Origin of the sequence: Paraplanobispora takensis, assembly GCF_016863195.1 — a bacterium.
GTDB classification, from domain to species: domain Bacteria; phylum Actinomycetota; class Actinomycetes; order Streptosporangiales; family Streptosporangiaceae; genus Planobispora; species Planobispora takensis.
In genome coordinates, this window is the sequence record NZ_BOOK01000039.1 from 91138 (window position 1) to 115463 (window position 24326).

Here is a 24326-nt window from a genome sequence, read left to right on the forward strand (position 1 = left end):
GTGATCCGAGCGTTATGCCGATTCATGTGGGGATATGCGGTGATTCTGGGGCTTCGGGGTGGCTGGGGAGTTCCGGGAGGTGCCTGTGGAAAACTCGGTGGAAATCTGGGGATTGCGCCGGTCACGGGCGAGGTCGCGCAACGCGTCCGTCTTCTCCTCCAGGAGGCCGGCGTAGGCGCTCACCTCGGAGGTGACCTCGGCCAGCCCGCTCGCCGCCCGGTGCAGCCTCTCGACGACCTTCTCGGCGGCGGGGGCGGCGGCGATCCGCTCGGCGCCCCGGCGCCCGAGCCGCCCGGCGGCCGACCGGAGAAAGAGGGCGAGGCGGCCCGTGGAACCCGTGGAGCGTGGCGTGCGGTGCCTGAACCACTCGGTCATGAGACAAGGATGGCATGTTTTGAACGAGTTCAGGATGAAAAGGCACGCATATTCGCGTGGCGAGGGAGTGAAGGGACGCGGGAGAGAGATGTGAATCGGGAGAGAAAAGATGTGACAGGTGGTGCACGGGGTTATCGGGGTCCTTATCATCGAGATAAGGGCCGTGTCATCTCCCTGATTCGCAAGTTCTCAGTAGATCGTCATTGACAGATGTATTGCTACCGAACGAGCATTGGTCCTCGCTTTTCCCGGGCATCCGGCAGGCAGGGTGCACATAATGGCGTAAATTCGTCCGTAATCCCCGAATATGATCTCTGGGAGTCCCCCGCCCATGAGGACCAGCGAGAAGCCAGCGGGCCGCGCCCCGGCGAACGCCGAGCGGCCAGGTTCGGCGGGCGCCCTGTCGGGGCCGGCGTCACGCAAACTCCCCGTCCCCCCGCGCGAACGAAAACCGGCACTCGCGGCACTGGCCGTCCTGCTGATCCTCGGCGGCGCGCTGGCGACCACGTTGCTGGTCCTGCGCAGCGGTGACCGGGTCTCCGCGATCCAGATCGTCCAGCAGGTCGGTTCCGGCCAGCGCATTCCGGCCACGGCGATGCGCGAGGTCCAGATAGCCGACACCGGCGTCGACTTCGTGCCCTACGCCCAGCACCGGAGCATCGCCGAAGGCGAGAACCACGCGCTGGTCACCCTGCTGCCAGGAACGCTCCTGACCCGCCAGATGGTGGTCTCCACCAGCAGGGAGCTGGGCCCGGGCAAGGCGCAGGTGGGCCTGTCGCTCAAGCCGGGCCAGACCCCCGGCACCCTGATCAGGGGAGACCGGGTCCAGATCATCCACGTGCCCGGCCGGGGCGCCACCGCGCAGGGCGAGGTCCTGGCGCAGAACGCGCTGGTCCACCAGGTCGGCGAGGGCCGCGCGTCCGGCCAGATCACGGTGATCGTGGACAGCTCGGTCGCGCCGGAGATCGTCGCCTACGCCTCCAACGGTGAGATCGCCGTGGCCGAGCTGCCGGGAGCGCGCTGACGTGGCGCTCATCGTGCTGGCCGCCGACAAGGGCGCGCCCGGCGTGACGACGGCGGCCACGGCCCTGGGCGCCATCTGGCCGCGCCCGGTGCTGCTGGCCGAGTGCGACCCGGCCGGCGGCGACCTCGCCTACCGACTCCCGGCCGCCGACGGAGGCGTGCTCAACCCCGGCAGGGGCCTGCTCACCCTGGGGGCCACGGCCCGCCGCGGCCTGAGTCCCGCCCTGGTCCACGAGCACACCCAGAAGATCGTCGGCGGGCTCGACGTGCTGGCCGGCCTCACCCACGGCGAGCAGGCCGCCGGGCTGACCTGGCTGTGGGGGCCCCTCGGCCGGGCGCTGGCCGCGATGCCGCACGCCGACGTGCTGGCCGACTGCGGGCGCCTGGGCGGGCATCCGGAGCTGGGCGAGCTGATCGCCGAGGCGGAGCTGACGGTCCTGTTCACCAGGGCGAGCCTCGACCACGTCGCCCACCTGCGCGAGCGGCTGCAGGTGCTGCCCCGCGGGACGCGCGTGGGGGTGGTGACGATCGCCGACCCCCGCCAGTACCGCGCGACGATCGACGAGGTCCGCCGGATCGTGGCGGCCACCGGCAAGGACGTCGCCTTCGTCGCCGGGCTCGCCCACGATCCCAAGGGCGCCGAGCTGCTGCGCGGCCAGTGGGGCGGGCGCCTGGACCGCTCGCTGCTGATCCGCACCGCCCGCGAGCTCGCCGGTCGCCTGGCCGCCCAGGTGGCCCCGGGCCGTACGGCGGCCGCCGCGGAGAGCGCGCCGTGAGCCGCGCGGGCGCCGGACGGCGGGAGGGCGCATGAGCATCGACCACACCCTCGTCAAGCGGTTCCGCCAGGAGGTCGGCGACCGGCTGGCCCACCAGCGCCGCCTGGACCAGGCCTCCGGCCTGCCCCCGATGACCGGGGAGGACGAGCGCCAGTTCGCCCGCGCGCTGATCGCCCAGGTGCTGGAGGAGTTCGCGCGCGGCGAGATCGGCGTCGGCCGTACCCCGCCCACCGCCGAGGAGGAGGAGGCGCTCGCCGCCGGGATCCACGCGGCGCTGTTCGGCGTCGGCCGCCTGCAGCCGCTGCTGGACGACCCCGAGGTCGAGAACATCGACATCAACGGCTGCGACCGGGTCTTCGTCGGCTACGCCGACGGCCAGGAGCTCATGAGCGAGCCCGTGGCCGACTCCGACGAGGAACTGGTCGAGCTGATCCAGATCCTCGCCGCCTACAGCGGCCTGTCCAGCCGGCCCTTCGACACCGCCAACCCCCAGCTCGACCTGCGCCTGCCGGACGGCTCACGGCTCTCGGCGGTCATGGACGTGACGGTGCGCCCCGCCGTCTCCATCCGCCGTTCCCGGCTGGGCAAGGTCTTCCTCAGCGATCTGGTGGGCAACGGCACGCTCAGCCCCGAACTGGGCCGCTTCCTGTCGGCCGCCGTGGCCGCCAGGAAGAACATCATGATCGCCGGGTCCACCAACGCCGGGAAGACGACCCTGCTGCGCGCGCTCGCCAACGAGATCCCGCCGGCGGAGCGGCTGATCACCGTGGAGCGGGCGCTGGAGCTGGGGCTCGACCAGTTCCCCGAGCTCCACCCCAACGTGGTGGCCTTCGAGCAGCGCCTGCCCAACTCCGAGGGGCAGGGCGAGATCACCATGGCCGAGCTCGTCCGCCGCTCCCTGCGCATGAACCCCTCCCGGGTGATCGTGGGCGAGGTCCTCGGCGACGAGATCGTCACCATGCTCAACGCGATGACCCAGGGCAACGACGGCTCGCTGTCCACGATCCACGCCAACTCCTCGATGGAGGTCTTCAACCGGATCGCCACCTACGCCCTGCAGGCGAACGAGCGCCTGCCGGTCGAGGCCACCCACATGCTGATCGCGGGCGCGATCGACTTCGTGATCTTCATCGAGAAGCGCAACGACTACGCGGTCGGGGGCACGCTGCGCCGCTTCGTCTCCAGCGTGCGCGAGGTGGCCGGGGTCGACGGCAGGGTGCTCTCCTCGGAGGTCTTCGCCATCGGGCCGGACGGCCGCCTGCTGCCGCACGCCCCGGTGTCCTGCCTGGAGGAGCTCGCTCCCCACGGTTACGACCCCCGGGGGTGGGCGTGATGACGGCCCCGTCCGGTGCGGCGGTGCCGTCCGGTGCGGCGGCGGTGGTGGCGGTGGCCGACATGGCGGTGGTCCCGCCCGCGTACGGGCCGCGGGGGAGGTGGGACCGGTGACCCCGTTCCCTCCCGGGCTGCTCGACCCGCTGGTGCTCCTGGCCGGGGCGGCGGTGGGCGGCGGCCTGTTCCTGCTGGGCCTGGCGCTGTACGGCATGCGCCCCCGCCCGGCCCCGGCGCGCAGGGCCGGGCGGCGCGAGCTGGTGCGGGCCCTGTCCACCCGGTCCGCGGTGGGAGTGATCGCGGGGGTGGCCGTGCTGGTGGTGACCGGGTGGCCGGTGATGGCGGCCGGCGCCGTACTGCTGGCCCTGGGATGGCGCGGCCTGGCGGGCGGCGCGGCCGAGGAGCGGGCGGCGATGCGGCGGCTCGAAGGGCTGGCCGCCTGGACCGAGTCGCTGCGCGACACCATCGCCGGAGCGGCGGGCCTGGAGCAGGCGATCCCGTCCTCGATCCGCGCCGCCTCACCCATGCTCCGCCCGCACCTGCGCGCGCTGGTGGACCGGTTGCACACCCGCATGCCGCTGCCCGACGCGCTGCGCCTGTTCGCCGACGAGCTGGACGACCCCTCGGCCGACCTCGTGGTCGCCGCGCTGATCCTCAACTCCCGGCTGCGCGGCCCCGGTCTGCGCGACGTGCTCGGCGCACTTGCGGTGTCGGCGCGCGAGGAGCTCGACATGCGCCGCCGCGTCGAGGCCGAGCGCCGCTCCACCCGGCGCAGCGTGCAGATCGTGGTCGGTACGGCCGTCGCCTTCGCGGCGGCCCTGGTGGTCTTCAACCCCGACTACGTCTCCGAGTACGACGACGCCCTCGGCCAGGCCGTACTCCTGGTGGTGGCCGGGTTCTTCGGCGCCGGGTTCGCGTGGATGCGCCGCCTGGCCCGCTTCGACAAGCCCGCCCGCCTGCTCGGCCCGTCCGCGGGCCGGGACGGCGCCACAGGAGGTGGACGGAGATGAGCTCCGGACGTCGCGTGAGGTGCACGGCGGACTCCAGGCGTCGCATGAGGTGGACGGCGATGACCGGGGTTCCGCCGGTGGGAGGTGGACGGCGATGACCGAAGCGCTGCTGGCCGGAGGCGGGCTGGGGCTGGGCCTGTTCCTGCTGGTGCGGGCGCTGTTCCCGGCCCGGCCGGGCCTGGTGACGCGGTTGCTGGCGCTGGACGCCGCCCGCGAGGGCGGCGGCGCTCCGCACCCGCAGCTCGTCCTGCCCGACGAGGAGGTCGGCGCCTTCCGGCGCGGGCTGGGCGTCAAGCTGGCCCGCCTGTACGCCGCCCGGGGCTGGGAGGTCCGTTCGGCCCGCGCGGACCTGGCCCTGCTGGGCAAGTCGTTCGAGGGATTCCTGTCCACCAAGATGCTGCTGGCCGTCTCCGGGCTGCTGGCCTTCCCTCTGCTGGCCGGATGGCTGGCGGTGATGGGCTGGGGGATCTCGCTGACCGTCCCGCTGTGGGCGGCGCTCGCCTTCTCCGTCGTCTTCTTCTTCCTGCCCGACCTGCAGATCAAGCGGGACGCCGCGCGGATGCGCCGTGACTTCCGGCACGTGGTCGGCGCCTTCCTCGACCTGGTGGCGATGAACCTGGCAGGAGGCCGCGGCGTGCCCGAGGCGCTGATGATGGCCGTCTCGGTGGGCACCGGCGGTCCCGACGACGAGGCGTCCCACTGGGCGATGGCCCGGATCCGCGAGGCGCTCGCCAACGCCAGGATCGTCGGCATCACCCCCTGGCAGGCGCTCGGCCAGCTCGGCGACGAGATCAACGTCGACGAGCTGCGCGACCTGTCCGCCGCGCTCGGCCTGGTCGCCGACGACGGCGCCAAGGTCCGCGCCTCCCTGACCGCCCGCGCCGCGACCCTGCGGCGACGCGAACTCGCCGAGGTGGAGGGGCAGGCGGGCGAGCGGTCCCAGTCGATGCTCGTCGCCCAGCTGCTGCTCTGCGCGGGCTTCGTGATCTTCCTGAGTTTTCCGGCCGCTATGAAGATGTTGGGGTCCTGACCATGCTGAACCATCCGTGGATCGTCTACGCGGTCGCCTTGCTGAGCGTCCGGATCGACAAGGCGCGCAACGCCCCCACCCGCGGCGCCTCGGCCGTCGAGTGGGTCATCATCACCGCCATCATCGCCGGGGTCGCCCTCGGCCTCGCCACTCTCATCAGGACTCTCGTCCAGGACAAGCAAACGGAGATCTCCGACCAGTTCGGCGGGGGCGGAGGCGGAGGTGACGGCGGTGGCGGAGAGCCGTGACCCCGAGGATCGTGACGCGGGCAACTGCGGGGTGAAGGGTCGTGGCTCGGGTGACCGTGGCACGGAGGACCGCGCCGCGGAGGGCCGCGACCGGGAGCGGGGCGCCACCGCCGTCGAGCTCGCGATGATCATGCCGGTGGTGCTGATCGTCATCCTGCTCGTCGTGCAGTTCGCCCTGTGGTTCCACGGGCGCCAGGTGGCCGACGCCGCCGCGAGGGAGGGGGCCCGTCTGGCGAGGGTCGACACCGACTCCTGGCAGCGGGACGCCGAGACACGGGCGCGGGAGGTCCTGGAGGCGGTCGGCCCCGAGCTGCTCGGCGGGGCCACCGCCACGGCCTGGGAGGAGGACGACCGGCGCGGTGTGGAGATCACCGCCACCGCGGTCCAGGTCATCCCCCTGCTGCCGGCCACGACGTTCACCATCACCGCCCGCTTCGGCGGCCCCGTCGAGTGCTTCCGGCCCGACGACGGGAGCGAGGGATGCGAATGAGACCTCCGAGCGCCCGCAGGAGCGGGGGGCGGGCCGGTCTCCGGGACGCCCGGGGAGGGAGACGGACCGGTCTTCGAGGCGCCGGGGGAGGGAGGACTCCGGTGGGTCTCCGCGACGATCACGAAGGCGGAGCACCGGTAGGTCTCCGTAACGATCACGCAGGCGGAGGGCCGGTGGGCCGCGGGGACGGCCGCGAGCGGGGCTCGCTCTCGGCGGAGACGGTGCTGCTCGCCCCGGTCTTCCTGCTGTTCCTGCTGTTCCTGGTCGGTGCCGGAAGGATCGTGGAGGCGCAGGGCGAGGTCAACGGCGCGGCCAGGGACGCGGCGCGGGCCGCTTCGGTCGAGCGCACCAGGAGCGAGGCCGAGGCCGCGGCCGCCGAGGCGGCGCAGGCATCACTGCCGGACGAGTGCGAACCGCAGGTCAGCCTCTCGGGCACGACCTGGGAGGAGGGCGGTCAGGTCAGGGTCGAGGTGAGCTGCTCGCTCGACCTGGGATTCCTCGGGTTCGGCGCGGCCAAGGAGATCCGGGGCGACTCCGTCGTCCCGCTGGAGCAGTTCCGGAGAGTCGAGTGAACCGGCCGCCGCACGCCCAGGCGTCCCCTGCTCCCCGGCGGGCGGAGGATCAGCCGTCCCGCGACTCGCGGTGGTCGCGGTCCGGGGCGGGGGGCGGGCGGGAGCGGGGGTCGATGTCGGTCTTCACGGTGCTGTTCTCCGTGGTGGTCTTCCTGCTGGCCGGGCTGCTGGTGGACGGCGGGGCGGCGATCAACGCCCGGTTGCGGGCCTCGGACATCGCCGAGCAGGCCGCGCGGTCCGCCGCCGACCAGATCGACGTCGAGTATCTGCGCGAGACCAGCCGGGCCCGGCTGCTGGAGGGCGACAGCGTCTGCGCCGCGGCGGAGGAGATCGTCTCCGCGCACGCGTCCGGCGAGGTCCGGCTCGTCTCGTGCGAGCCCCGGCCGGAGGAGGTGGAGGTCGCCGTCTCCGTCCGCTGGACGGCGTTCTTCCTGGCGGCCCTGGGCTTCCCCGGCTCGGAGATGGAGGCCGTGGCCGTCGCGGGGCCGGACACCGGAGAGGAGGCCCCATAACCGGTCGGGCCGATTGCGGTGAAGCGCCAGACCGATTAGGGCCGACCACTGGCCGAGTCGGGGACGGAAGACCACGCTGGACATGGAGGGAGACGCATGCCGACGCGACAGCCCATGCGCATCAAGCCCAAGCGCACCGTCGGCGACCTGTTCGCCGGCTTCGGAGCGCTGATCGTGCTGATCGCGCTCGTCGGCGGGGTCCCCTACGCGCTGCTCAGGTTCGCCGGTCCGCCGCTCTCGCCGGAACTGCTCGACCTCGACCTGATGAACAGCCAGGTCGGCGCGGGCACGCTCGTCGCGATCCTGGTGCTGCTGGTCTGGCTGGCCTGGCTCCAACTGGTCGTGTGCGTGATCGTCGAGCTCTACGCCGGGCTCCGCAGGGTCGGCATGCCCGCCAGGGTCCCCATGTCGGGCGGCACCCAGGCGCTGGCCAACCGGCTGGTCTCGGCGGCGCTGCTGCTGTTCACCGTCTCGGCGGTCGCCGTGCCGATGATGCGGACGGCCGGGCCGCCCGCCCGTCCCCTCCCTGTCGCCGCGACCCTGGACGCACCCCCGCCGAGCGTCGATCGGGCGCCGCTGGCCCCGGTGGAGAAGGCCAAGAAGGTCTACGTGGTCCAGCCGCCCCACGGCCGGCACCACGAGAGCCTGTGGGAGATCGCGGAGAAGTGCCTCGGCGACGGCCGCCGCTATCCGGAGATCTACCGGCTCAACCAGCACAAGGAGCAACCCGACGGCAGTCGTCTCCACATGGCCGACCTGATCAGGCCCGGCTGGGTCCTCGACATGCCGGACGACGCCAGGAACATCCACATCGTCCCCGCGACCCAGAGCCGCGCCGCCACCCTCGACGAGCACCCCGGCAAGCCCGCCGAACTCGACGGCCGCACCCAGTACTTCACTCCCGGTGGCGCCGACCCCGTGGAACGCTCCCCGGTCACCGGCCGGGACGGGCGCCCGCGGGACGTCACCGACCTCGGCCGGGTGGGGGACGGCGACTCCGGGACGGCGACCGGCGACGCCCCCCCGGACTCCGTACGGGATCCCGGAGCCGGGCCGGGACAGGACTCCGCCGAGGGCTCCGAAGACGGTTCCGGGCACGGGGAGCACGAGGAACAACACGCGGAGGGGCGGGAAGACGGGGCGGGACCGGCTCAGGGGTCCGGGAAGGACGAGGGGCGGAGTCCCGCGGCCGGGGACGCGGAGGAGGACTCCGGGCCGGGGATGCTGGACTATCTGGCGGGCGCCTCGCTCGCCGCGGCCGGGTTGCTGGTGGCGCTCGGGCGCAGGCGCAGGGAGCAGCTCTGGCACCGGGCGTTCGGGCGCAGGATCACCCGGCCGAGGGAGGACGCGGCCCAGGCGGAGCTGGCGCTCAGGCTGGGCGCCGACGCGCCGGGCAGCCGGATGCTGGACCTCGGGCTGCGGCTGCTGGGCAGGTCCCTGGCGGCCGGGGGACGGGTTCCCCCGACGATCTACGCCGCCCACCTGTCCCCGCGCCACCTCGACCTGTGGATCCACCCGCCGGAGCCGGACGCGCCCGAGCCCTGGGAGGCGCACGACGGAGGCCAGGTGTGGCGGCTGCCCGCGCACGAGGGCAGGATGATCGACGAGCAGGGCCTGGCCGGGGCGCCGGCGCCGTACCCGGGGCTGGTCTCCCTCGGTTCCAACGGCGAGGGGCGGGTGCTCGTCGACCTGGAGGCGGCCCACGGGCTGATCGGCCTCACCGGGGTCCGGACCGTCCCGGCGCTGGCCGCGCTCGCCGTCGAGCTGGCCACCAACCGCTGGTCCGACCGGATGCGCGTCACGCTCGTCGGGTTCGGCGAGGAGCTGACCGCGATCGCCCCCGGCCGGATCAGGTACGCGGCGAGCCTGGCCGAGGTCCTGCCCGAGCTGGAGGCCGAGGCGCGGACGGGGGAGGGCGGACACGGAGCCGAGGTGCTCACCGGGCGGGTCACCGGCCGTGCGGCCGACCCCGCCTGGTCACCGCACTACCTGCTGTCGGCGATCACCCCGAACGCCGAGGAGGCCGACCGGCTGGCGGTCCTCGCCCGCAAGGGCGTCCGTACGGCCCGCGGGTACGTCATCGCGGGCGGGGTCCCGCACGCCACGTGGAACTGGGAGATCACCGAGGACGGCAGGGCCACGATGGACGCGCTCGGTTTCGAGGTGGACGCCCAGTTGCTGCCGCGGCGGCACTACCGGGCGCTGATCGACCTGTTCCTGACGGCCGGGCGGTTCGAGGGCGAACCGCTGCCGGACGAGCCCGAGACGGTCAGCCAGGCGCCCTCGGCCGAGGTGCGGATCCTCGGCCCGGTCGAGATCGCCGGTCCGCCGCCGATGGAGGAGGGCAGGGCCGCGCTCGCCGTAGAGATGGTCGTCTACCTGGCGACCCATCCCGGCGGCGTCCACCCGGTCGTGCTCGGCGGCGTCCTGTGGCCGCGCGGCGTGCAGGCCGTGGTCAGGGACGCCACGATCGCCCGCGTCGCCGCGTGGCTCGGCTCCGACTCCGCCGGGCGGCCCAACCTGTTCGCCGACGAGGACGGCAGGCTCCGGCTCGGTCCCGGCGTGCGCACCGACTGGGCGCTCTTCCGCGCCTTCGTCCACCGGTCGCACACCGACGCCGCGGCGCGCGCCGTACTGCTGGACAAGGCCCTCGGCCTGGTGCGCGGCCCGCTGCTGAACGGGCGCCCGCGCGGCCGCTACGCGTGGCTGGCCGCCGACGACCTCGAGTACGACGTGGCGGCGAGCGTCGCCGACGCGGCGCACCGGCTCTGCGAGATACGGCTGGCGCACGGCGAGCCCGACCGGGCGGTGGCCGCGGTCCGGGCGGGGCTGCTGCTGGCCGCCGACGACGAGGGGCTCTGGCGGGACCTGCTGCGGGCCACCCAGATGACCGGTGACGCCGCCCGGCTGCGGGCGGTGGCCGACGCCCTGCACCGTCGGGCCGCCTCCCACCCGTACGGCGGGGGGATGGCGCCGGAGACGGAGGCGCTCATCGACGAGTTGCTGCCCACGTGGCGGATGAGCTCGGCGCCCTCGGCATGAGCGCGCGCGGCAGAGCGGTCATGCCGATCCGCGCATACCGCTGGTCTCCTGCGGCGCGCGCTTCTAGCGTGATCGGCGTGGGTGCCGTGATCGTGCTGGCGCTGACCGGGCTGACGGGCTGTTCCCCGCCGGCCGACGAGACGTTCGTCCCGGCCGACCGGCCGGCGGGCACGCCGTCCGCGGCGGCTCCGGACGTTTCCTCCAGTCCGTCCGGCTCGCCGTCGCCCGCCGGGAGCCCGCTGAGGCCCGAGAGCGTCCGGGTGGCGCCGGGCGTGCGGGTGACGGTCGAGCCCCCGGCCTCGGCCGACCCCGCGACCGCTGAAATGATCGCCGCCTTCCGCGACTACTACGCCGGGTCCCTGCGGGTGGTCGCCGCCGGGGAGAACGGCCCGGCGCAGGGCGACACCGCCTACCTCGGCCTCCTCGGTGAGGACGCGGTCCGGCAGGACTACGCGTGGGTGTCGGGCTATCGGGACAGGCACCGGGCGCTGCGCGGGACGACGCGGCTGTACGGGTTCGAGGCCGAGCCGCTGGAGCGCGGCGTACGGCTCAACGTGTGCGTGGACATGTCGCGCACCCGCACGGTGGACACGCGCACCGGCCGGACGGTCCCGGGGCGGGACGAGTGGATGCGCAGGCCCTTCCTGCACGCCGCCGACATGTGGGAGGACGGCGACGGCGTGCGACGGATCCAGTACCTGCGCCACGCCCTGTATCCCAGCGAGCGAGCCGAGAGGTGCATTCGATGATCACCAATGGGGTCGCCGTGGGAACCCTGCTGCTCGCGATGGGGACGGCGGGGGCGGTGCCCGCCGTACCGGCCGGGGCGGGTCCGGCGGTGACGGCCGATCCGCCGTCCGGGGAGGGCTTCCAGGACGGCCGTACGGCCGGCGTCCGGCTGCAGAACTCCCAGATCGTCATCACCGGCAACGGCCTGCGGGGCGGGGCCGGCGACGGTTACCGGATCAAGCGTCCGTGCTGGTACGAGCCGGGCAAGGACGCCGGCGGCATGCTGGAGTCACAGGAGAGCCTGCGGGCCTGGTGGTTCCGCTTCACCCCGAACCCGACCGAGGAGAAGTTCCAGGAGTTCCTCAAGCAGTTCAAGGACAAGATCGGCAAGCCGGGGCGATGGTGGGCGCCCGCCTACAACGCGGCCGATCCCGACGGCAACTCCTGCTGGAACGACCTGGAGCCCTTCGTGTGGGTGCCGCCCGGGACCACCCCTCCGGCCGGGATCACCCTGGCCGAGCTCGTCGAGATCGCCCGCGCCGCGCTGACCGTGCCCGAGCCGCGGATCAAGCTCAGCCCGGACGCCAGGAGCTACGTCAACCTGCCGACCTGGGTCTGGCTGGACGGCGTCGGGGCGCCCACCCGGTCGGTGACGGCCACGATCCCGGGCTTCATGAGCGCGACCGTCACCGCCACCCTGGAGGACATCCGGATCGACCCCGGCACCTCCGCGGACCGCGCCGAGGTCAAGGAGGACTGCGGGCCCGGCGGCAGGCCGTACGCCAAGGGCGCCGAGTTCACCTGCGGCGTGCGCTATCTCCGCGCCTCGGCCGACCGGCCCCGGGAGGTCTACGAGCTGACGGTGACCACCGTCTGGCCCGTCGAGGTCGAGGACGACGTGGTCCCCTTCGCCTACGACCCCGTCGAGGTCGAGGCCACCCGGGACGTGCCGGTGGGAGAGGTGCAGAGCACGGTCAGGGGCAACCGCTGACACCCGCCCGCCAGGGCCTGGACGTCGTACGGCTCCGCGGGCCGCCGAACACTGTGGAATGAACCGTTCCGTTCTGGTATATTGGAACCGAACATTCCGTTCTGCAGTGTCCAGCGCAAAAGGAGTCATCCATGACGATCCTCGTGACCGGGGCCACCGGAACCGTCGGCCGCCACGTCGTCGACCACCTCCTCCGGGCCGGCCTGAAGGTCCGGGCCCTGACGCGCGACCCGGCGAAGGCGGACCTCCCCCGGGAGGTCGAGGTCGTCGGCGGCGACCTCGCGGTGACCGACAGCCTCACGGCGGCGATGGAGGGCGTCACCGCGGTCCATCTGATCAACTTCAGCGGGAACGACTACGCGCCGCTGCCCAACGGCCGGGAGATCGTGGAACTGGCCGCCAAGTCCGGCGTACGCCGCGCCACGGTCCTGGGCGGCCGGGCCGGCGGGGGCCTGGAGCGGGCCCTGGCCGGCGGCGACGTGGAATGGACCCTGCTCAACCCGGTCGAGTTCATGGCCAACACGCTCACGTGGTGGACGGAGTCGATCCGCGCCGAGGGGGTGGTGCGGGAGCCGTTCGGCGGCCGGCTGAGCGCCATGATCCACGAGGCCGACATCGGCGCGGTGGCGGCGACGATCCTGGGCCGGGGCGGTCACGGGGGCAGGACCTACGTCCTGACCGGCCCCGAGGCGCTGACGACCGTGCGCAAGGTGGAGATCCTCAGCGAGGCGGTCGGCAGGGAGATCCGCTTCGTCGAGCTCACCGAGGAGCAGGCACGCGACAAGTGGCGGAGCGAGGGCATGGCGGAGGAGTTCATCGAGTTCCTGGTCACGGCGCTCGGCAGCACGCCGGAGGAGGGGTACACGGTGGTCCCGACCGTCGAGCGGATCACCGGCCGGGCCCCGCGCACCTTCGCCCGGTGGGCCGCCGAGCACGCCGACGCCTTCCGCCCCTGAACCGGTCCCGCGGGCCCGGCGACGCCTTTCACCGGTGAGCCCGGGCCCGCGGGAATCCGGCGCCCGGAAGCGGGAACCCCCGGCCCGGGGTTTCCGGGCCGGGGGTTCCGCAGGGCCGGGATCAGCGGGTCTTCGCCTCGTGGTCCAGCAGCCACTGCTTGACCGGGGTGCCGTAGTAGTAGCCGCCGAAGCCGCCGGTGGAGGGCAGGATGCGGTGGCACGGCACGAACGGGGCGATCAGGTTCTGCGCGCAGGCCGAGCCGGCGGCCCTGGCCGCGGTCCGGGGCAGCCCCGCGTGCTCGGCCAGCTCGGCGTAGGTGATCGTGGTCCCCGCCGGCACCTCCCGCAGAGCGGTCAGCAGCCGCTGCCGGGTGGGCGTGCCCGGCTGGCTCACCGGCACACCGTCCAGGGCCTTCAGATCGCCGTCCAGATAGTCCCGTACGGCCTGCGCCGCGTGGCCGAGGTCGTCCACCCGCTCCAGGCCCTCGGCCTGCAGGGCGGGCGAGAGCCGCTCGAACATCTCGTGCGGATCGCCGGTGAACCCGGCCGCGACGAGGACGCCCTCACGGGAGAGCAACGCCAGCGGCCCGGCCGGCGTGGAAAGGATCTGTGCCTCGATCATCGTGGTGTCTCCTTTTCATGAAGTCATGGGATATAGGTCGCGGCCTGACCCGCGAGGGGGCGCCGGTGCACTGGACTGAGGAGCGAAGGAGCGAAGCGGATGAGCGACGAGGGAAGGCATCGGATCCTCACGCCCCCGAGCCAGCCGTGCGCAGCACGGCCATAGACGCAGGCGCCATCCAAAGCTGCAGAGCGGCGTAGGCGCGCCAGGGGCGCCAGCGTTCGACGTGGTCGTCGGGGATGCCCAGGCACGCCATGGCCCGGCGGAGGCCGAGGTCTCCGTCCGGCCAGGCGTCCGGATCCCGCAGGGCCCGCAGGGCGATGTAGCCCGCCGTCCACGGCCCGACGCCGGGCACCTCCAGCAGCCGGGCGACGGCCTCGGCCGGTTCCTGGGCGCCGTCCAGGTCGAGCTCGCCGCCCGTGACCGCCTCGGCCAGCGCCTTCAGGGTGGCCGCCCGCCGGCCGGTCAGCCCGAGCCCGTCGAGGTCGGCCTCCAGGAGGTCGCCGGCGGTGGGGAACAGGCGGGTGAGCCCGGAGGAGGAGGGCTCATCCCGCGCGGAGTCGTCCGTCACGGGCACGGCCGGGCGGCCGGCGCGGGCGACGATGCGGCCGAGGAGGGTACGGGCCCCGGCGACCGAGACCTGCTGGCCGACCACGGCCCGTACGGCCAGCTCGAAGCCGTCGAAGGCGCCGGGGACGCGCAGGCCGGGCCGGGCCTCGACGAGCGGGCCCAGCGCGGTCTCGCCCAGGGCGGAGGAGATGGCCCCGGGGTCGGCGTCGAGGTCGAACAGGCGGCGGCAGCGTGAGACGACACGGGCCAGGTGGCGGGTGTCGGCGAGGCCCACCTCCAGCCGGATGTGGTCGGGGAACGCGGTCAAGGTGACCAGGCCCCCCGGGACGGCCCTGCTGTAGCGCCAGTGGCCCGCCCGCCCGCCGTACGCGGAAGAGGTCCCGTCCGGATCCGCGGCGCCGTCACCCGGACCCGCGGTGCCGTCGGCGGAAGCGGAACCCGAGGCGGGGGACCCGGGGCCGTCGACCCGTTCCAGGCCGGTGATCGCCCGGGCGCTCAGGAAGCGCATCAGGCTCTCGGCGTCGTACGGCTCCCGCCGGTGCAGCCGGAGGGCCAGCGCGTCACCGGTGACGGCCCGGCCCGCCGTGGCCCGCAGCTCGCCGGGCGTGAAGCCGTACGTCTCCTTCATCGTCGCGTTGAACTGCCGCACGCTCCCGAACCCGGCGGCGAAGGCCACGTCCGTGATCGGCAGGCCGGTCTCGGTCAGCAGCTGCTTGGCCAGCAGCAGGCGCTTGGTCCTGGCCACGGCCAGCGGCCCGGCGCCGAGTTCGGCGGTGAACAGCCGGTGCAGGTGGCGCTCGGTGATGTGCAGCCGCCGGGCCAGTCCGGTGACCCCGGTGTCGTCGGCCACGCCCTCCTCGATCAGCCGCAGCGCCCGGCCGATCAGGTCGCCCCGGTGGTCCCAGCCGGGGTCGCCGGGACTGAGTTCGGGACGGCAGCGCTTGCACGGGCGGAAGCCGGCCGCCTCGGCGGAGGCGGCGTGGCGGTAGAAGCGCACGTTGCGCGAGGCGGGCGTGCGGGCCGGGCAGATCGGCCGGCAGTAGATGCCGGTGGAGGTGACCGCCGTGTAGAACCGCCCGTCGAACCGGGCGTCCCGCGCGGCCACCGCACGGTAACAGGAGTCGAAGTCGAGCTTTCCGGCGAACATGCGAACAACGCTATCCGCAGCCCATGCCGGATGACTGGCGGAAATCGGACGTGACCGTCACGCCCTCCGGACGGCCGCCCGGGTCACTTGGAGGAGATGCCGACCCCCAGGTCGAACTCCCGGTAGACGCGCGCCCAGAAGCCGTCGCGCAACCACACGCGGGCCTCGGGGAACGGGCGCAGCGAGTGGCCGAGCTCCTTCTCGGCCTCGATCAGGAGCTCGGTGTCGATGACCGTGGGCAGGATCGGCCCCGGCAGCAGGTCGCGGATGTTGTCGCGGCCGCGGGTGAGGATCCACTTCTGGGCGACGTGCTCGCCGACCTCCTCGACGCGGGGACGGCTGGGGCCCAGCTTGGTGACCTGGCCGGCCGGGACCTTGGGCTTGATCGTGGCGGGGGTACGGCCGGCGAAGACCTGGGCGGGCGAGGGGGTCGCGGGCGGGACGGGGACGGGGACGGGCGCCCTGCTGAAGAAGTCGCGCAGGAAGTCGGCGCTGAGGATCTCGACGGTGTCGGACTCCCACACCAGGCGCTCGGCCTGGTTGGTGCCGTAGGGCGGCTCGACGCCCCACAGGTGGATGCGCACGCCGTAGGCCTGGGCGGCCTCCACGGCCGGGACCATGTCCTCGTCGCCGGCCAGCAGGATGGTGTCGCTGACCGCGTGGTGCCGCGCCAGGGCCTCCAGATCGCTCCTGATCTGCGCGTCCACGCCCTTCTGCTGGCCGCGCGCGTTGAGGTTGCCCAGACGCACCTTGACCCAGGGGAGCTGGGCGATGACGCGCTGGTCCACGGTCGGCACCCGGTCACGGGCGGCGTCGTACCAGTAGATGCGCAGCAGCTCGCCGTGGATGCGAGCCTCGGCGTGCTTCTGCAGCGCCTGGATCAGCTCGTCGGCGGCGACGCGGTACTCCTTGCGCTCCTTGGCGCCGAGCAGCACCTCCCCCGCCGCGGCGTAGAGGTATCCGACGTCGACGAGGACGGCGTACTTCGCGGCGACGGGATGGGAAGTGAGGTCAAGGATGGCCATGTCGTCCTCCAGGCCTCGTGACTAGCTGATCGGCTGACTATATGCGCCCATTTCTTAGATGGTCCCAACTCTCGCGCAACTTGACACCATGTTCTCGGGATCTATCCGGGAAGCCTGCTTGATCGCCATGCGTGTTGCCCGGTTGGGAGTTGCTTTCGCATCTGGTGTGCGGGGTTGCGCCAGTTTTCCGACTTTTGTGGGTCTTTTGCTGATGAGGCGGCCCGTGAGGCGAGGGCGATCACCAGTGCGGCGATCTCCTCCGGCGTCGCGTCTCCACGGACGATCTTCAAATGGCTCATCGGATCTCCTCCACCGGTTCCGCGCGCCCTGACGGCCGTGCCCTCGCACTCATCGAGCCTCCCATCCTCGCACCTACAGCGGGATGTTGCCGTGCTTCTTCGGGGGCAGCGTGGCGCGCTTGTTGCGCAGCGCACGCAGGGCCCTGACGATCTGCACGCGGGTGTCGGAAGGCCGGATCACGGCGTCCACATACCCTCTTTCCGCCGCGAGATACGGGTTGGCGAGGGTGTCCTCGTATTCGGTCACCAGTCCGGCCCGGGTGGCGTCCGGGTCGTCGGCCGCGGCCAGCTCGCGCCGGTAGAGGATGTTGACCGCGCCCTGCGCGCCCATCACGGCGATCTGCGCGGTCGGCCAGGCCAGGTTGACGTCGGCGCCCAGGTGCTTGGATCCCATGACGTCGTAGGCGCCGCCGTACGCCTTGCGGGTGATCACCGTGACCAGCGGCACCGTGGCCTCCGCGTAGGCGTACAGCAGCTTGGCGCCCCGGCGGATGATGCCGTTCCACTCCTGGTCGGTGCCCGGCAGGAAGCCCGGGACGTCGACGAAGGTCAGCACCGGGACGTTGAAGGCGTCGCAGGTCCGCACGAACCTGGCCGCCTTCTCCGAGGCGGCGATGTCCAGCGTGCCGGCGAAGCTCATCGGCTGGTTGGCCACGATCCCCACCGGGCGCCCCTCGACCCGGCCGAAGCCGACCAGGATGTTCGGCGCGAACTGCGCGTGCAGCTCCAGGAACTCGCCGTCGTCCAGGACCCGGGCGACCACCTCGTGCATGTCGTAGGGCTGGTTGGCCGAGTCGGGGATCAGCGTGTCCAGTTCGAGGTCCTCGTCGGTGGTCTCCAGGACCGGGTCGGCCTCGAAGACCGGCGGGTCGTCCATGTTGTTGGAGGGCAGGTAGGACAGCAGCGCCCGGGCGAACTCCAGGCAGTCGGCCTCGTCGCTCGCCTCGTAGTGCGCCACGCCCGACCGGGAGTTGTGCGTGTGCGCCCCGCCGAGCTCCTCGAACGTCACCTCCTCGCCGGTGACCGTCTTGATGACGTCCGGGCCGGTGATGAACATGTGCGACTTCTCCGACACCATGAGCACGAAGTCGGTGAGGGCGGGGGAGTAGACCGCGCCGCCCGCGCAGGGGCCCATGATCAGGGAGATCTGCGGGATCACGCCGGAGGCGTGCACGTTCCGCTTGAAGATCTCGGCGTAGAGGCCGAGGGAGACGACGCCCTCCTGGATGCGCGCGCCGCCGGAGTCGTTGATGCCGACCATCGGACAGCCGGTCTTGAGCGCGTGGTCCATGACCTTGACGATCTTCTCGCCGAAGACCTCGCCCAGCGATCCGCCGAACACGGTGAAGTCCTGGGAGAACACCGCCACCGGGCGGCCGTCCACCGTGCCGTGCCCGGTCACCACGCCGTCGCCGTACGGCCGCTCGCGCTCCAGGCCGAAGCTGGTGGAGCGGTGCCTGGCCAGGGTGTCGAACTCCACGAAGCTGCCGGGGTCCAGGAACGCCAGGACCCGCTCGCGGGCGGTCATCTTGCCCTTGGCGTGCTGCCTCTCGATCGCGCGGGCCGACCCCGCGTGGGCGGCCTCGTCCAGGCGGCGCTCCAGATCGGCGAGTTTCCCCGCCGTCGTGTGAATGTCGATTTCGGCGTGTACGGGCTCAGCACTCACTGGTCGCTCACCGCTCCTCATTCGCTGCGCGGACCGTCCGTTCCTCACGATCCACTCCGCTCACTGCGTCGGGTCCGCCCCGGCTCATAGCGCAGAAGGGTAACCGTCTCCTGGCATTCCGAACCATCGGGGGCCGCCGTTCGTTGCATTGGCGATACGGCGGAGGGGCGCCGGATCGGTGAAACGCAGAAAGGGAGAATCAGGACGCTACGCAGGGGAGAATGGGGCACTATGTCGGATATCGAAGAAGCCGTGCGGACGCGTGGCCTGTTCAAGAGTTTCGGGCAGCAGGTCGCCGTGGGCGGGGTCGACCTCGTGGTCCCCCGGGGCGGCTTCGCCGGTCTGGTCGGGCCCAACGGCGCGGGCAAGACCACCACGCTGAGCATGGTCACCGGCCTGCTCCGCCCGGACGCGGGGACCATCCTGATCGGCGGCGCCGACGTCTGGCGCGACCCCGTCACCGTCAAGGCCCGCATCGGCGTCCTGCCCGAGGGCCTGCGCCTGTTCGAGCGGCTGTCCGGCCGGGAGCTGCTGTCCTACAACGGCCAGCTGCGCGGCATCCCCAAGGGCGAGGTGGAACGGCGCGCCGAGGAGCTGCTGCGCGTCATGGACCTCACCGAGTCGGCCGACAAGCTGGTCGTCGACTACTCCACCGGCATGCGCAAGAAGATAGGCCTGGCCGCCGCCCTGCTGCACAACCCCGCGGTGCTCTTCCTGGACGAGCCGTTCGAGGGCGTCGACCCGGTCAGCGCCAACACGCTGGTGGAGGTGCTGCGGCGCTACACCGCCTCGGGCTCGACCGTCGTCTTCTCCAGCCACGTCATGGACCTGGTGGAGCGGCTGTGCGACTGGGTCTCGGTGATGAACCGCGGCCAGATCGTCGCCCAGGGCCCGCTGGAGGCGGTCAGGGGCGGCCGGAGCCTCAACGAGGCCTTCCTCGGCCTGGTCGGCGCGCACGCGCAGAGCAGCGGGGAGGAGGGTCTGTCGTGGCTGGGATCGACCTCGGCGTGAGCGTGGAGGCCCCCGCCGCGCGGGTCGGCCCCCTGCTCTTCGCCCGGCTCAAGCTGCGGCTGATCGCCGGGAACCTGCGCGGCGACACCACGCGCCTGCTCGGCTTCGTCTTCACGCTGATCGCCGCGATCGTCGTGGCCTTCTTCGGCTTCCTCACGATGGCGATGCTGCGCATAGCGCCCGCCGAGGTCGCGCAGGACGCCGGGATCGTGGTGTTCACCATGTTCCTGGTCGGCTGGGCGGTCGTCCCGCTGCTGGCCTTCGGGCTGGACGACACCCTCGACCCGTCCCGGCTCGCGCTGCTGCCGCTGCGTACCCGGCAGCTGGCGGCCGGCATGTTCGCCTCCTCGGTCACCGGCGTGTGGCCGGTCGCCACGCTGGTCATCGTCTCCGGCGCGATCGTGGGCCTGGCCAGAGGGGCCGGCGGCGTGGTCATCGGCGTCGTCGCCGTGCTGCTCCAGTTCGCCCTGTGCATCGTCGTCTCCCGGCTGGTCACCACCTCGCTGTCGGGGGTGCTGCGCACCCGCCGCGGCCGCGACGTGCTCGCGATCTCGGTGATCTTCGTCATCGTGGCCGCCCAGCTGCCCAACCTCATCCTCAACCGGGGCCTGGGCGGTGATCCGCTGACGCTCCTGCACGGCGCCGCCGCCGCGCTGCGCTGGACCCCGCCGGGCATGGCCGCGCACGCCATCGCCGACGGCGGGGCCGTCGCCCTGGTGGAGCTGGCCGTCCTGGCCGCGCTGACCGTGCTGCTCGGGTGGCTGTGGATCGTCGCGCTGCGCCGGGCCATGGTGACCACGGACGCCTCGACCGAGGCCGCCTCGGTCCGCAACTCCAGGGGTCTGCTGGCCCGTCTCCTGCCCGACGGCCGGCTCGCCGCGGTCGCCACCAAGGAACTCAAGTACGCCCGCCGCGACCCCCGCGGCCGGGTCGGCTGGTTCGCCTCCCTCGCGGTCACCGGCATCCTGGCCTTCTCCCTCGGCGGTCAGGAGGGGGCCCCGCCGGGCCCCGGGCTCGCCGTCGGCCCCGCGTGCCTCGGGGCGCTGATGATCAGCCTGCAGTCGTGCAACTCCTTCGGCATCGACGGCCGGTCGGTGTGGATGAACTCCGTGGTGTACGCCACCGCCCGCGACTGGCGCACCGACCTGGCCGGGCGGCACCTGGCCGTGGCGACGATCGCGGCCCCGGTGCTCGTCCTGCTGGCCCTGCTGGCCGCGACCCTGGCCGGGAACCCGGTCTGGGCTCTGCTCGCCGTGCCCCTCGCCTGGGGCATCCTGGGCGTCGGGCTGGGCGTGGGGGCGCTGACCAGCGCGCTCCTGCCGTACACCGTCCCCGACCGGCTCAACGCCTTCACCGGCGCGGCCCCGGGCCAGGGCGGCATCGCCTTCATGGGGTCGTTCGGCGCGATGATCGGCACCGGCCTGCTGGCGCTGCCCGCGGTGCTGCCCGTGCTGTTCGGCCTCACCTGGGCCGTCCTGCTCGCTCTGCCGTACGGGGTCCTGATCGCCTGGGGCGGTCGCAGGATCGCCGGGAACATCGCGTACGCACGATATCCGGAGATCCTGGAGTCGATTTCCCGGCCCGCCTGAGCCTCTCACCATTGGTCTAGTCCATTAGGTGAGACCGGTCTCCGCCGGGGAAATCGCTCTCGCTACGCTGACATCCATGTCCGCCAGCGCGCCCCATCAGGTAGAACGTTCTTCCGCCGTCACCGAGATGCCCGACGAGCTCCGCGCGGACGTGCGGCTGCTCGGCGGGCTCCTGGGTCAGGTCATCGCCGAGCACGGCGGCGACGACCTGCTCGCCGATGTCGAACGCCTCCGCAAGGCCGTCATCGCGGCACGCCGCAGGGAGATCTCGGTCGACGAGATCACCGCGATGGTCGCCCAGTGGCCGATCGGCCGGGCCGTCAAGATCGCCCGCGCCTTCACCTGCTACTTCCATCTGGCGAACCTGGCCGAGGAGCACTTCCGCATCCGCACGCTACGGGTCCGCGACACCGGCGAGGAGCCGCTGCCCGAGTCCCTGGCCCAGGCCGTCCACGAGCTCGGCGACGAGCGCGTCACCGAACTGGTGGACGGGCTCCGGCTGCACCCCGTCCTGACCGCCCACCCCACCGAGGCGCGCCGGCGCGCGGTGGTCACCGCGATCCAGCGGGTCAGCGCCCAGCTGGCCGCCTACAACAGCCCCGAGCGGGGCGCGGCCGAGCGCGCGGAGACCCGGCGCCGGCTGCTGGAGGAGATCGACCTGCTGTGGCGGACCGCCCAGCTCCGGCACACCAAGCTCGACCCGCTGGACGAGGTCCGCACCGCGATGGCGGCCTTCGACGAGACCCTGTTCCGGATGGTCCCGCAGGTCTACCGCTCCCTGGACGCCGCGCTCGGCGGGGACACCGGCACCCGCGAGCCGCTGACCCGGGCCTTCGTCCGCTACGGCAGCTGGATCGGCGGCGACCGCGACGGCAACCCCAACGTCACCGCCAAGGTGACCAGGGACGCGGTGCTCATCCAGTCCGAGCACGTGCTCATCGCCCTGGAGAACGCCACCTCGCGGATCGGCCGGAGCCTGACCGTCACCGCCGAGTACACCCCGGCCTCGCCGGAGCTGCGCGCCGCCCTGACCGCCGCCGAGAACGACCACCCCGAGATGGTCTCGGAGATGGCCACCCGCTCCCCGCGGGAGCCGCACCGGCAGTGGCTGCTGTACGTCGCGGCCCGGATCGCCGCCACCCGGCAGCGCAGCCTCGACCTGGCCTACCGCTCGCCGGAGGAGTTCCTGTCCGACCTGCGCCTGGTCCAGGCCTCCCTGGCCGCGGCCGGGGCGAAGCGGCAGGCGTACGGCGAGCTGCAGCACCTGATCTGGCAGGCCGAGACCTTCGGCTTCCACCTGGCGGAGCTGGAGGTGCGCCAGCACTCGCAGGTGCACGCCGCCGCGCTGGCCGAGATCGCCGCGGGGGAGACCTCCGAGCGCACGGACGAGGTGCTGGCCACCATCCGGACGATCGGCTGGATCCAGGAGCGCTTCGGCACGACCGCCTGCTCCCGCTACGTCGTCTCCTTCACCCGCTCGGCCGACGACATCGCCGCCGTCTACGAGCTGGCGCGGCACGCCCTCGGCGAGCGGGCGCCCACGCTCGACGTGGTCCCGCTGTTCGAGTCCGGCGCCGACCTGGCCGCCGCGCCGGACGTGCTGTCCGGGATGCTGGGGATCCCCGCGATCCAGGAGCGCCTTGCGGTGAACGGCCGCAGCCTGGAGGTCATGCTCGGCTACTCCGACTCGGCCAAGGAACTCGGCCCGGCCGCGGCCACGCTGAAGCTGTACGAGGCGCAGGAGGCGCTGGCCGCCTGGGCCGCCGAGCACGACGTGCGTCTGACCCTCTTCCACGGCCGGGGCGGCGCCCTGGGCCGCGGCGGCGGACCGGCCAACCGGGCCGTGCTCGCCCAGGCCCCCGGCTCGGTCGGCGGCCGGTTCAAGGTCACCGAGCAGGGCGAGGTCATCTTCGCCCGGTACGGCCACGAGGCCATCGCCCGCCGCCACCTGGAGCAGGTCACCTCCGCGGTGCTGCTCGCCTCCACCCCGGCCGTCGAGGCCCGCACCGCCGAGGCCGCCGCGCGCTTCCGCACGGTGGCCGGGCGGGTCGCCTCCGCCTCGGAGAAGGCCTACCGCTCGCTGACCGAGGCGTCCGGCTTCCCCGAGTGGTTCTCCCTGGTCAGCCCGCTGGAGGAGATCGGCTCGCTGCGCCTGGGCTCCCGCCCGGCCCGCCGCGGGCTCGGCGCCCCCCGCTCCCTGGACGACCTGCGGGCCATCCCGTGGGTGTTCGCCTGGGCGCAGACCCGGGTCAACCTGCCCGGCTGGTACGGCCTGGGCAGCGGCCTGGAGGCGGTGGTCTCCGAGACCGGCATCGAGGAACTGCGCGCCGCCTACCGCGAGTGGCCGCTGTTCGCCTCCCTGCTGGACAACGTGGAGATGTCCCTGGCCAAGACCGACCGCGACATCGCCTCCCGCTATCTGGCGCTGGGCGGCCGGGACGACTTCGTGGAGCAGGTCCTGGCCGAGTACGACCTGACCCGCCGCCTGGTCCTGGAGGTCACCGGCCACACCCGCCTGCTGGAGAACCGCCGCGTCCTGTCCCGCGCCGTCCAGCTCCGCGACCCCTACGTCGACGCGCTGTCCCACCTGCAGTTGCGCGCCCTGTCCGCGCTGCGGGCCGAGGAGGGCCTGCCGGAGGAGGAGCGCGACCGCCTGTCCACGCTGCTGCTGCTGTCGGTCAACGGCGTCGCCGCCGGCCTGCAGAACACCGGCTGACACCGGCTGACACCGGCCGACCGCACGCCCGCGCCGTACGGTCCCCTCACCCGGGGGCCGTACGGCGCCGCGCGTTCGGGACCTGTCCCGTTGCCGTCGACGGTCATCCGGCGGGATGGGCGAGGACGAGCACCAGGGCGTCCAGGAGCCGTTGCCAGTCGCGTTCGGGCATCTCGTGACGGTGGAGGGTGTGGGCGACGGCGGCAAGAGCACTGAGCAGCCGGGTCTGCACGTCGTGTCGTTCCTGCCCGAGGAGCGTGGCCAGGTTGCCCGCCTCGCGGCGGAAGTGGCGGGTGCGGGCGAAGGCGAGGAGCGCGGGCGGCGGGACCGGCCCGCCGTCGCCGGGGCCGTCGTCCGGGCTGGAGAGGGTGAGGGCCAGACGGGTGCCGAGCGCGGTGGCCAGCCGGTCGAGGGCGGACAGGGTGGGGTTGCCCCGGCCGTTCTCCAGGTTGGCCACATACGGCACCGACAGCCCTGCGTCGGCGGCGATCGAGGCGACGGTCCGGCCGAGGGCGGCGCGCCGGGCACGCAGGCGCCGGCCCAGTTCGACGTGATCCATGGTCTTATCTTGACAGAATAATTTGATCGTGTTTCTCTC

The 24326-nt window shown here is 73.0% G+C and carries 23 protein-coding genes; 16 read left to right on the forward strand and 7 right to left on the reverse strand.

Translation table 11 applies throughout. From position 1 onward, the window contains the following. Positions 1-12: 12 nt before the first annotated feature. Positions 13-375, reverse strand: a complete 363-nt coding sequence (locus Pta02_RS27300; RefSeq protein ID WP_203877805.1) for a hypothetical protein — start codon at positions 373-375, stop codon at positions 13-15. Between the two features lie 331 nt (positions 376-706). Between Pta02_RS27300 and Pta02_RS27305 the strand changes: the two genes are divergently transcribed. The 13 genes from Pta02_RS27305 to Pta02_RS27365 all read left to right on the forward strand — a co-directional run bounded on the left by Pta02_RS27305 (position 707) and on the right by Pta02_RS27365 (position 13083). After that, positions 707-1399 carry a hypothetical protein gene (locus Pta02_RS27305; protein WP_239131260.1) on the forward strand — a complete coding sequence of 231 codons (693 nt, stop codon included), beginning with the start codon at positions 707-709 and terminating at the stop codon, positions 1397-1399. Between the two features lies 1 nt (position 1400). Continuing rightward, positions 1401-2174: a CpaE/TadZ family protein gene (locus tag Pta02_RS27310; RefSeq protein WP_203877807.1), complete on the forward strand. Its 774-nt coding sequence runs from the start codon at positions 1401-1403 to the stop codon at positions 2172-2174. Positions 2175-2205: 31 nt separating this feature from the next. Beyond that, a complete protein-coding gene (locus Pta02_RS27315; protein ID WP_203877808.1) occupies positions 2206-3507 on the forward strand; it encodes a TadA family conjugal transfer-associated ATPase in 1302 nt (433 codons plus the stop codon). 109 nt (positions 3508-3616) lie between these two features. Beyond that, the gene (locus Pta02_RS27320) at positions 3617-4513 is read left to right on the forward strand and encodes a type II secretion system F family protein (RefSeq protein ID WP_203877809.1); all 897 of its coding nucleotides are present in this window, start codon (positions 3617-3619) and stop codon (positions 4511-4513) included. 94 nt (positions 4514-4607) lie between these two features. Then, entirely contained in the window at positions 4608-5543 is a 936-nt protein-coding gene (locus Pta02_RS27325; RefSeq protein ID WP_203877810.1) for a type II secretion system F family protein, read from the forward strand. Between the two features lie 2 nt (positions 5544-5545). Further along, positions 5546-5791 (forward strand): Flp family type IVb pilin, encoded by a 246-nt coding sequence (locus Pta02_RS27330; RefSeq protein ID WP_203877811.1) that lies wholly within the window; start codon positions 5546-5548, stop codon positions 5789-5791. Further along, positions 5775-6281 (forward strand): TadE/TadG family type IV pilus assembly protein, encoded by a 507-nt coding sequence (locus tag Pta02_RS27335; protein WP_239131261.1) that lies wholly within the window; start codon positions 5775-5777, stop codon positions 6279-6281. Before Pta02_RS27330 ends, Pta02_RS27335 begins: the two co-directional genes overlap by 17 nt. Before the next feature lie 173 nt (positions 6282-6454). Beyond that, the gene (locus Pta02_RS27340) at positions 6455-6853 is read left to right on the forward strand and encodes a TadE/TadG family type IV pilus assembly protein (protein ID WP_203877812.1); all 399 of its coding nucleotides are present in this window, start codon (positions 6455-6457) and stop codon (positions 6851-6853) included. Between the two features lie 113 nt (positions 6854-6966). Continuing rightward, entirely contained in the window at positions 6967-7365 is a 399-nt protein-coding gene (locus Pta02_RS27345; RefSeq protein WP_203877813.1) for an Rv3654c family TadE-like protein, read from the forward strand. 96 nt (positions 7366-7461) lie between these two features. Beyond that, a complete protein-coding gene (locus Pta02_RS27350) occupies positions 7462-10407 on the forward strand; it encodes a hypothetical protein (protein ID WP_203877814.1) in 2946 nt (981 codons plus the stop codon). Positions 10408-10484: 77 nt separating this feature from the next. Continuing rightward, positions 10485-11156 (forward strand): hypothetical protein, encoded by a 672-nt coding sequence (locus tag Pta02_RS27355; protein ID WP_203877815.1) that lies wholly within the window; start codon positions 10485-10487, stop codon positions 11154-11156. Further along, positions 11153-12127 carry a hypothetical protein gene (locus tag Pta02_RS27360; RefSeq protein ID WP_239131262.1) on the forward strand — a complete coding sequence of 325 codons (975 nt, stop codon included), beginning with the start codon at positions 11153-11155 and terminating at the stop codon, positions 12125-12127. Before Pta02_RS27355 ends, Pta02_RS27360 begins: the two co-directional genes overlap by 4 nt. A gap of 131 nt (positions 12128-12258) precedes the next feature. Continuing rightward, positions 12259-13083 carry an NmrA family NAD(P)-binding protein gene (locus tag Pta02_RS27365; RefSeq protein ID WP_203877817.1) on the forward strand — a complete coding sequence of 275 codons (825 nt, stop codon included), beginning with the start codon at positions 12259-12261 and terminating at the stop codon, positions 13081-13083. Between the two features lie 121 nt (positions 13084-13204). On the opposite strand, the gene Pta02_RS27370 is transcribed toward Pta02_RS27365, so the two are convergent. From Pta02_RS27370 to Pta02_RS27390, 5 genes are all read right to left on the reverse strand, one after another. Then, the gene (locus tag Pta02_RS27370; RefSeq protein ID WP_203877818.1) at positions 13205-13705 is read right to left on the reverse strand and encodes a methylated-DNA--[protein]-cysteine S-methyltransferase; all 501 of its coding nucleotides are present in this window, start codon (positions 13703-13705) and stop codon (positions 13205-13207) included. Positions 13706-13832: 127 nt separating this feature from the next. Beyond that, positions 13833-15422, reverse strand: coding sequence for a DNA-3-methyladenine glycosylase 2 family protein (locus Pta02_RS27375; RefSeq protein WP_203877819.1), 1590 nt, complete (start codon positions 15420-15422; stop codon positions 13833-13835). An 83-nt stretch (positions 15423-15505) separates the two neighbouring features. Continuing rightward, positions 15506-16447, reverse strand: a complete 942-nt coding sequence (locus tag Pta02_RS27380) for an NYN domain-containing protein (RefSeq protein ID WP_203877820.1) — start codon at positions 16445-16447, stop codon at positions 15506-15508. Positions 16448-16548: 101 nt separating this feature from the next. Continuing rightward, positions 16549-16746: an acyl-CoA carboxylase subunit epsilon gene (locus Pta02_RS42355; protein ID WP_203877821.1), complete on the reverse strand. Its 198-nt coding sequence runs from the start codon at positions 16744-16746 to the stop codon at positions 16549-16551. A gap of 73 nt (positions 16747-16819) precedes the next feature. Further along, complete coding sequence (locus Pta02_RS27390; RefSeq protein WP_203877855.1) at positions 16820-18433, reverse strand: acyl-CoA carboxylase subunit beta; 1614 nt, start codon at positions 18431-18433, stop codon at positions 16820-16822. A 210-nt stretch (positions 18434-18643) separates the two neighbouring features. On the opposite strand from Pta02_RS27390, the gene Pta02_RS27395 reads away from it, so the two are divergent. The 3 genes from Pta02_RS27395 (at position 18644) to Pta02_RS27405 (ending at position 23728) form a co-directional block, all read left to right on the forward strand. Then, positions 18644-19423 carry an ABC transporter ATP-binding protein gene (locus Pta02_RS27395; RefSeq protein WP_203877822.1) on the forward strand — a complete coding sequence of 260 codons (780 nt, stop codon included), beginning with the start codon at positions 18644-18646 and terminating at the stop codon, positions 19421-19423. After that, positions 19399-21012 (forward strand): hypothetical protein, encoded by a 1614-nt coding sequence (locus Pta02_RS27400; RefSeq protein WP_203877823.1) that lies wholly within the window; start codon positions 19399-19401, stop codon positions 21010-21012. Before Pta02_RS27395 ends, Pta02_RS27400 begins: the two co-directional genes overlap by 25 nt. A gap of 76 nt (positions 21013-21088) precedes the next feature. Beyond that, the gene (locus Pta02_RS27405; RefSeq protein ID WP_203877824.1) at positions 21089-23728 is read left to right on the forward strand and encodes a phosphoenolpyruvate carboxylase; all 2640 of its coding nucleotides are present in this window, start codon (positions 21089-21091) and stop codon (positions 23726-23728) included. Positions 23729-23831: 103 nt separating this feature from the next. Here the strand turns inward: Pta02_RS27405 and Pta02_RS42030 are convergent, their stop codons facing one another. Then, the gene (locus Pta02_RS42030) at positions 23832-24287 is read right to left on the reverse strand and encodes a helix-turn-helix domain-containing protein (RefSeq protein WP_203877825.1); all 456 of its coding nucleotides are present in this window, start codon (positions 24285-24287) and stop codon (positions 23832-23834) included. Positions 24288-24326 lie beyond the last annotated feature (39 nt).

What these genes read in the sequence shown, in the direction of transcription:
- Pta02_RS27325 (WP_203877810.1), top strand. Translation starts at nt 4,608, where the DNA reads ATGACCGAAGCGCTGCTGGCCGGAGGCGGGCTGGGGCTGGGCCTGTTC.
- Pta02_RS27330 (WP_203877811.1), top strand. Translation starts at nt 5,546, where the DNA reads ATGCTGAACCATCCGTGGATCGTCTACGCGGTCGCCTTGCTGAGCGTC.
- Pta02_RS27395 (WP_203877822.1), top strand. Translation starts at nt 18,644, where the DNA reads ATGTCGGATATCGAAGAAGCCGTGCGGACGCGTGGCCTGTTCAAGAGT.
- Pta02_RS27405 (WP_203877824.1), top strand. Translation starts at nt 21,089, where the DNA reads ATGTCCGCCAGCGCGCCCCATCAGGTAGAACGTTCTTCCGCCGTCACC.
- Pta02_RS27380 (WP_203877820.1), bottom strand. Translation starts at nt 16,447, where the DNA reads ATGGCCATCCTTGACCTCACTTCCCATCCCGTCGCCGCGAAGTACGCC.
- Pta02_RS42355 (WP_203877821.1), bottom strand. Translation starts at nt 16,746, where the DNA reads ATGAGCCATTTGAAGATCGTCCGTGGAGACGCGACGCCGGAGGAGATC.
- Pta02_RS27360 (WP_239131262.1), top strand. Translation starts at nt 11,153, where the DNA reads ATGATCACCAATGGGGTCGCCGTGGGAACCCTGCTGCTCGCGATGGGG.
- Pta02_RS27375 (WP_203877819.1), bottom strand. Translation starts at nt 15,422, where the DNA reads ATGTTCGCCGGAAAGCTCGACTTCGACTCCTGTTACCGTGCGGTGGCC.
- Pta02_RS27315 (WP_203877808.1), top strand. Translation starts at nt 2,206, where the DNA reads ATGAGCATCGACCACACCCTCGTCAAGCGGTTCCGCCAGGAGGTCGGC.
- Pta02_RS27365 (WP_203877817.1), top strand. Translation starts at nt 12,259, where the DNA reads ATGACGATCCTCGTGACCGGGGCCACCGGAACCGTCGGCCGCCACGTC.
- Pta02_RS27390 (WP_203877855.1), bottom strand. Translation starts at nt 18,433, where the DNA reads ATGAGGAGCGGTGAGCGACCAGTGAGTGCTGAGCCCGTACACGCCGAA.
- Pta02_RS27345 (WP_203877813.1), top strand. Translation starts at nt 6,967, where the DNA reads ATGTCGGTCTTCACGGTGCTGTTCTCCGTGGTGGTCTTCCTGCTGGCC.
- Pta02_RS27300 (WP_203877805.1), bottom strand. Translation starts at nt 375, where the DNA reads ATGACCGAGTGGTTCAGGCACCGCACGCCACGCTCCACGGGTTCCACG.
- Pta02_RS27350 (WP_203877814.1), top strand. Translation starts at nt 7,462, where the DNA reads ATGCCGACGCGACAGCCCATGCGCATCAAGCCCAAGCGCACCGTCGGC.
- Pta02_RS42030 (WP_203877825.1), bottom strand. Translation starts at nt 24,287, where the DNA reads ATGGATCACGTCGAACTGGGCCGGCGCCTGCGTGCCCGGCGCGCCGCC.
- Pta02_RS27305 (WP_239131260.1), top strand. Translation starts at nt 707, where the DNA reads ATGAGGACCAGCGAGAAGCCAGCGGGCCGCGCCCCGGCGAACGCCGAG.
- Pta02_RS27370 (WP_203877818.1), bottom strand. Translation starts at nt 13,705, where the DNA reads ATGATCGAGGCACAGATCCTTTCCACGCCGGCCGGGCCGCTGGCGTTG.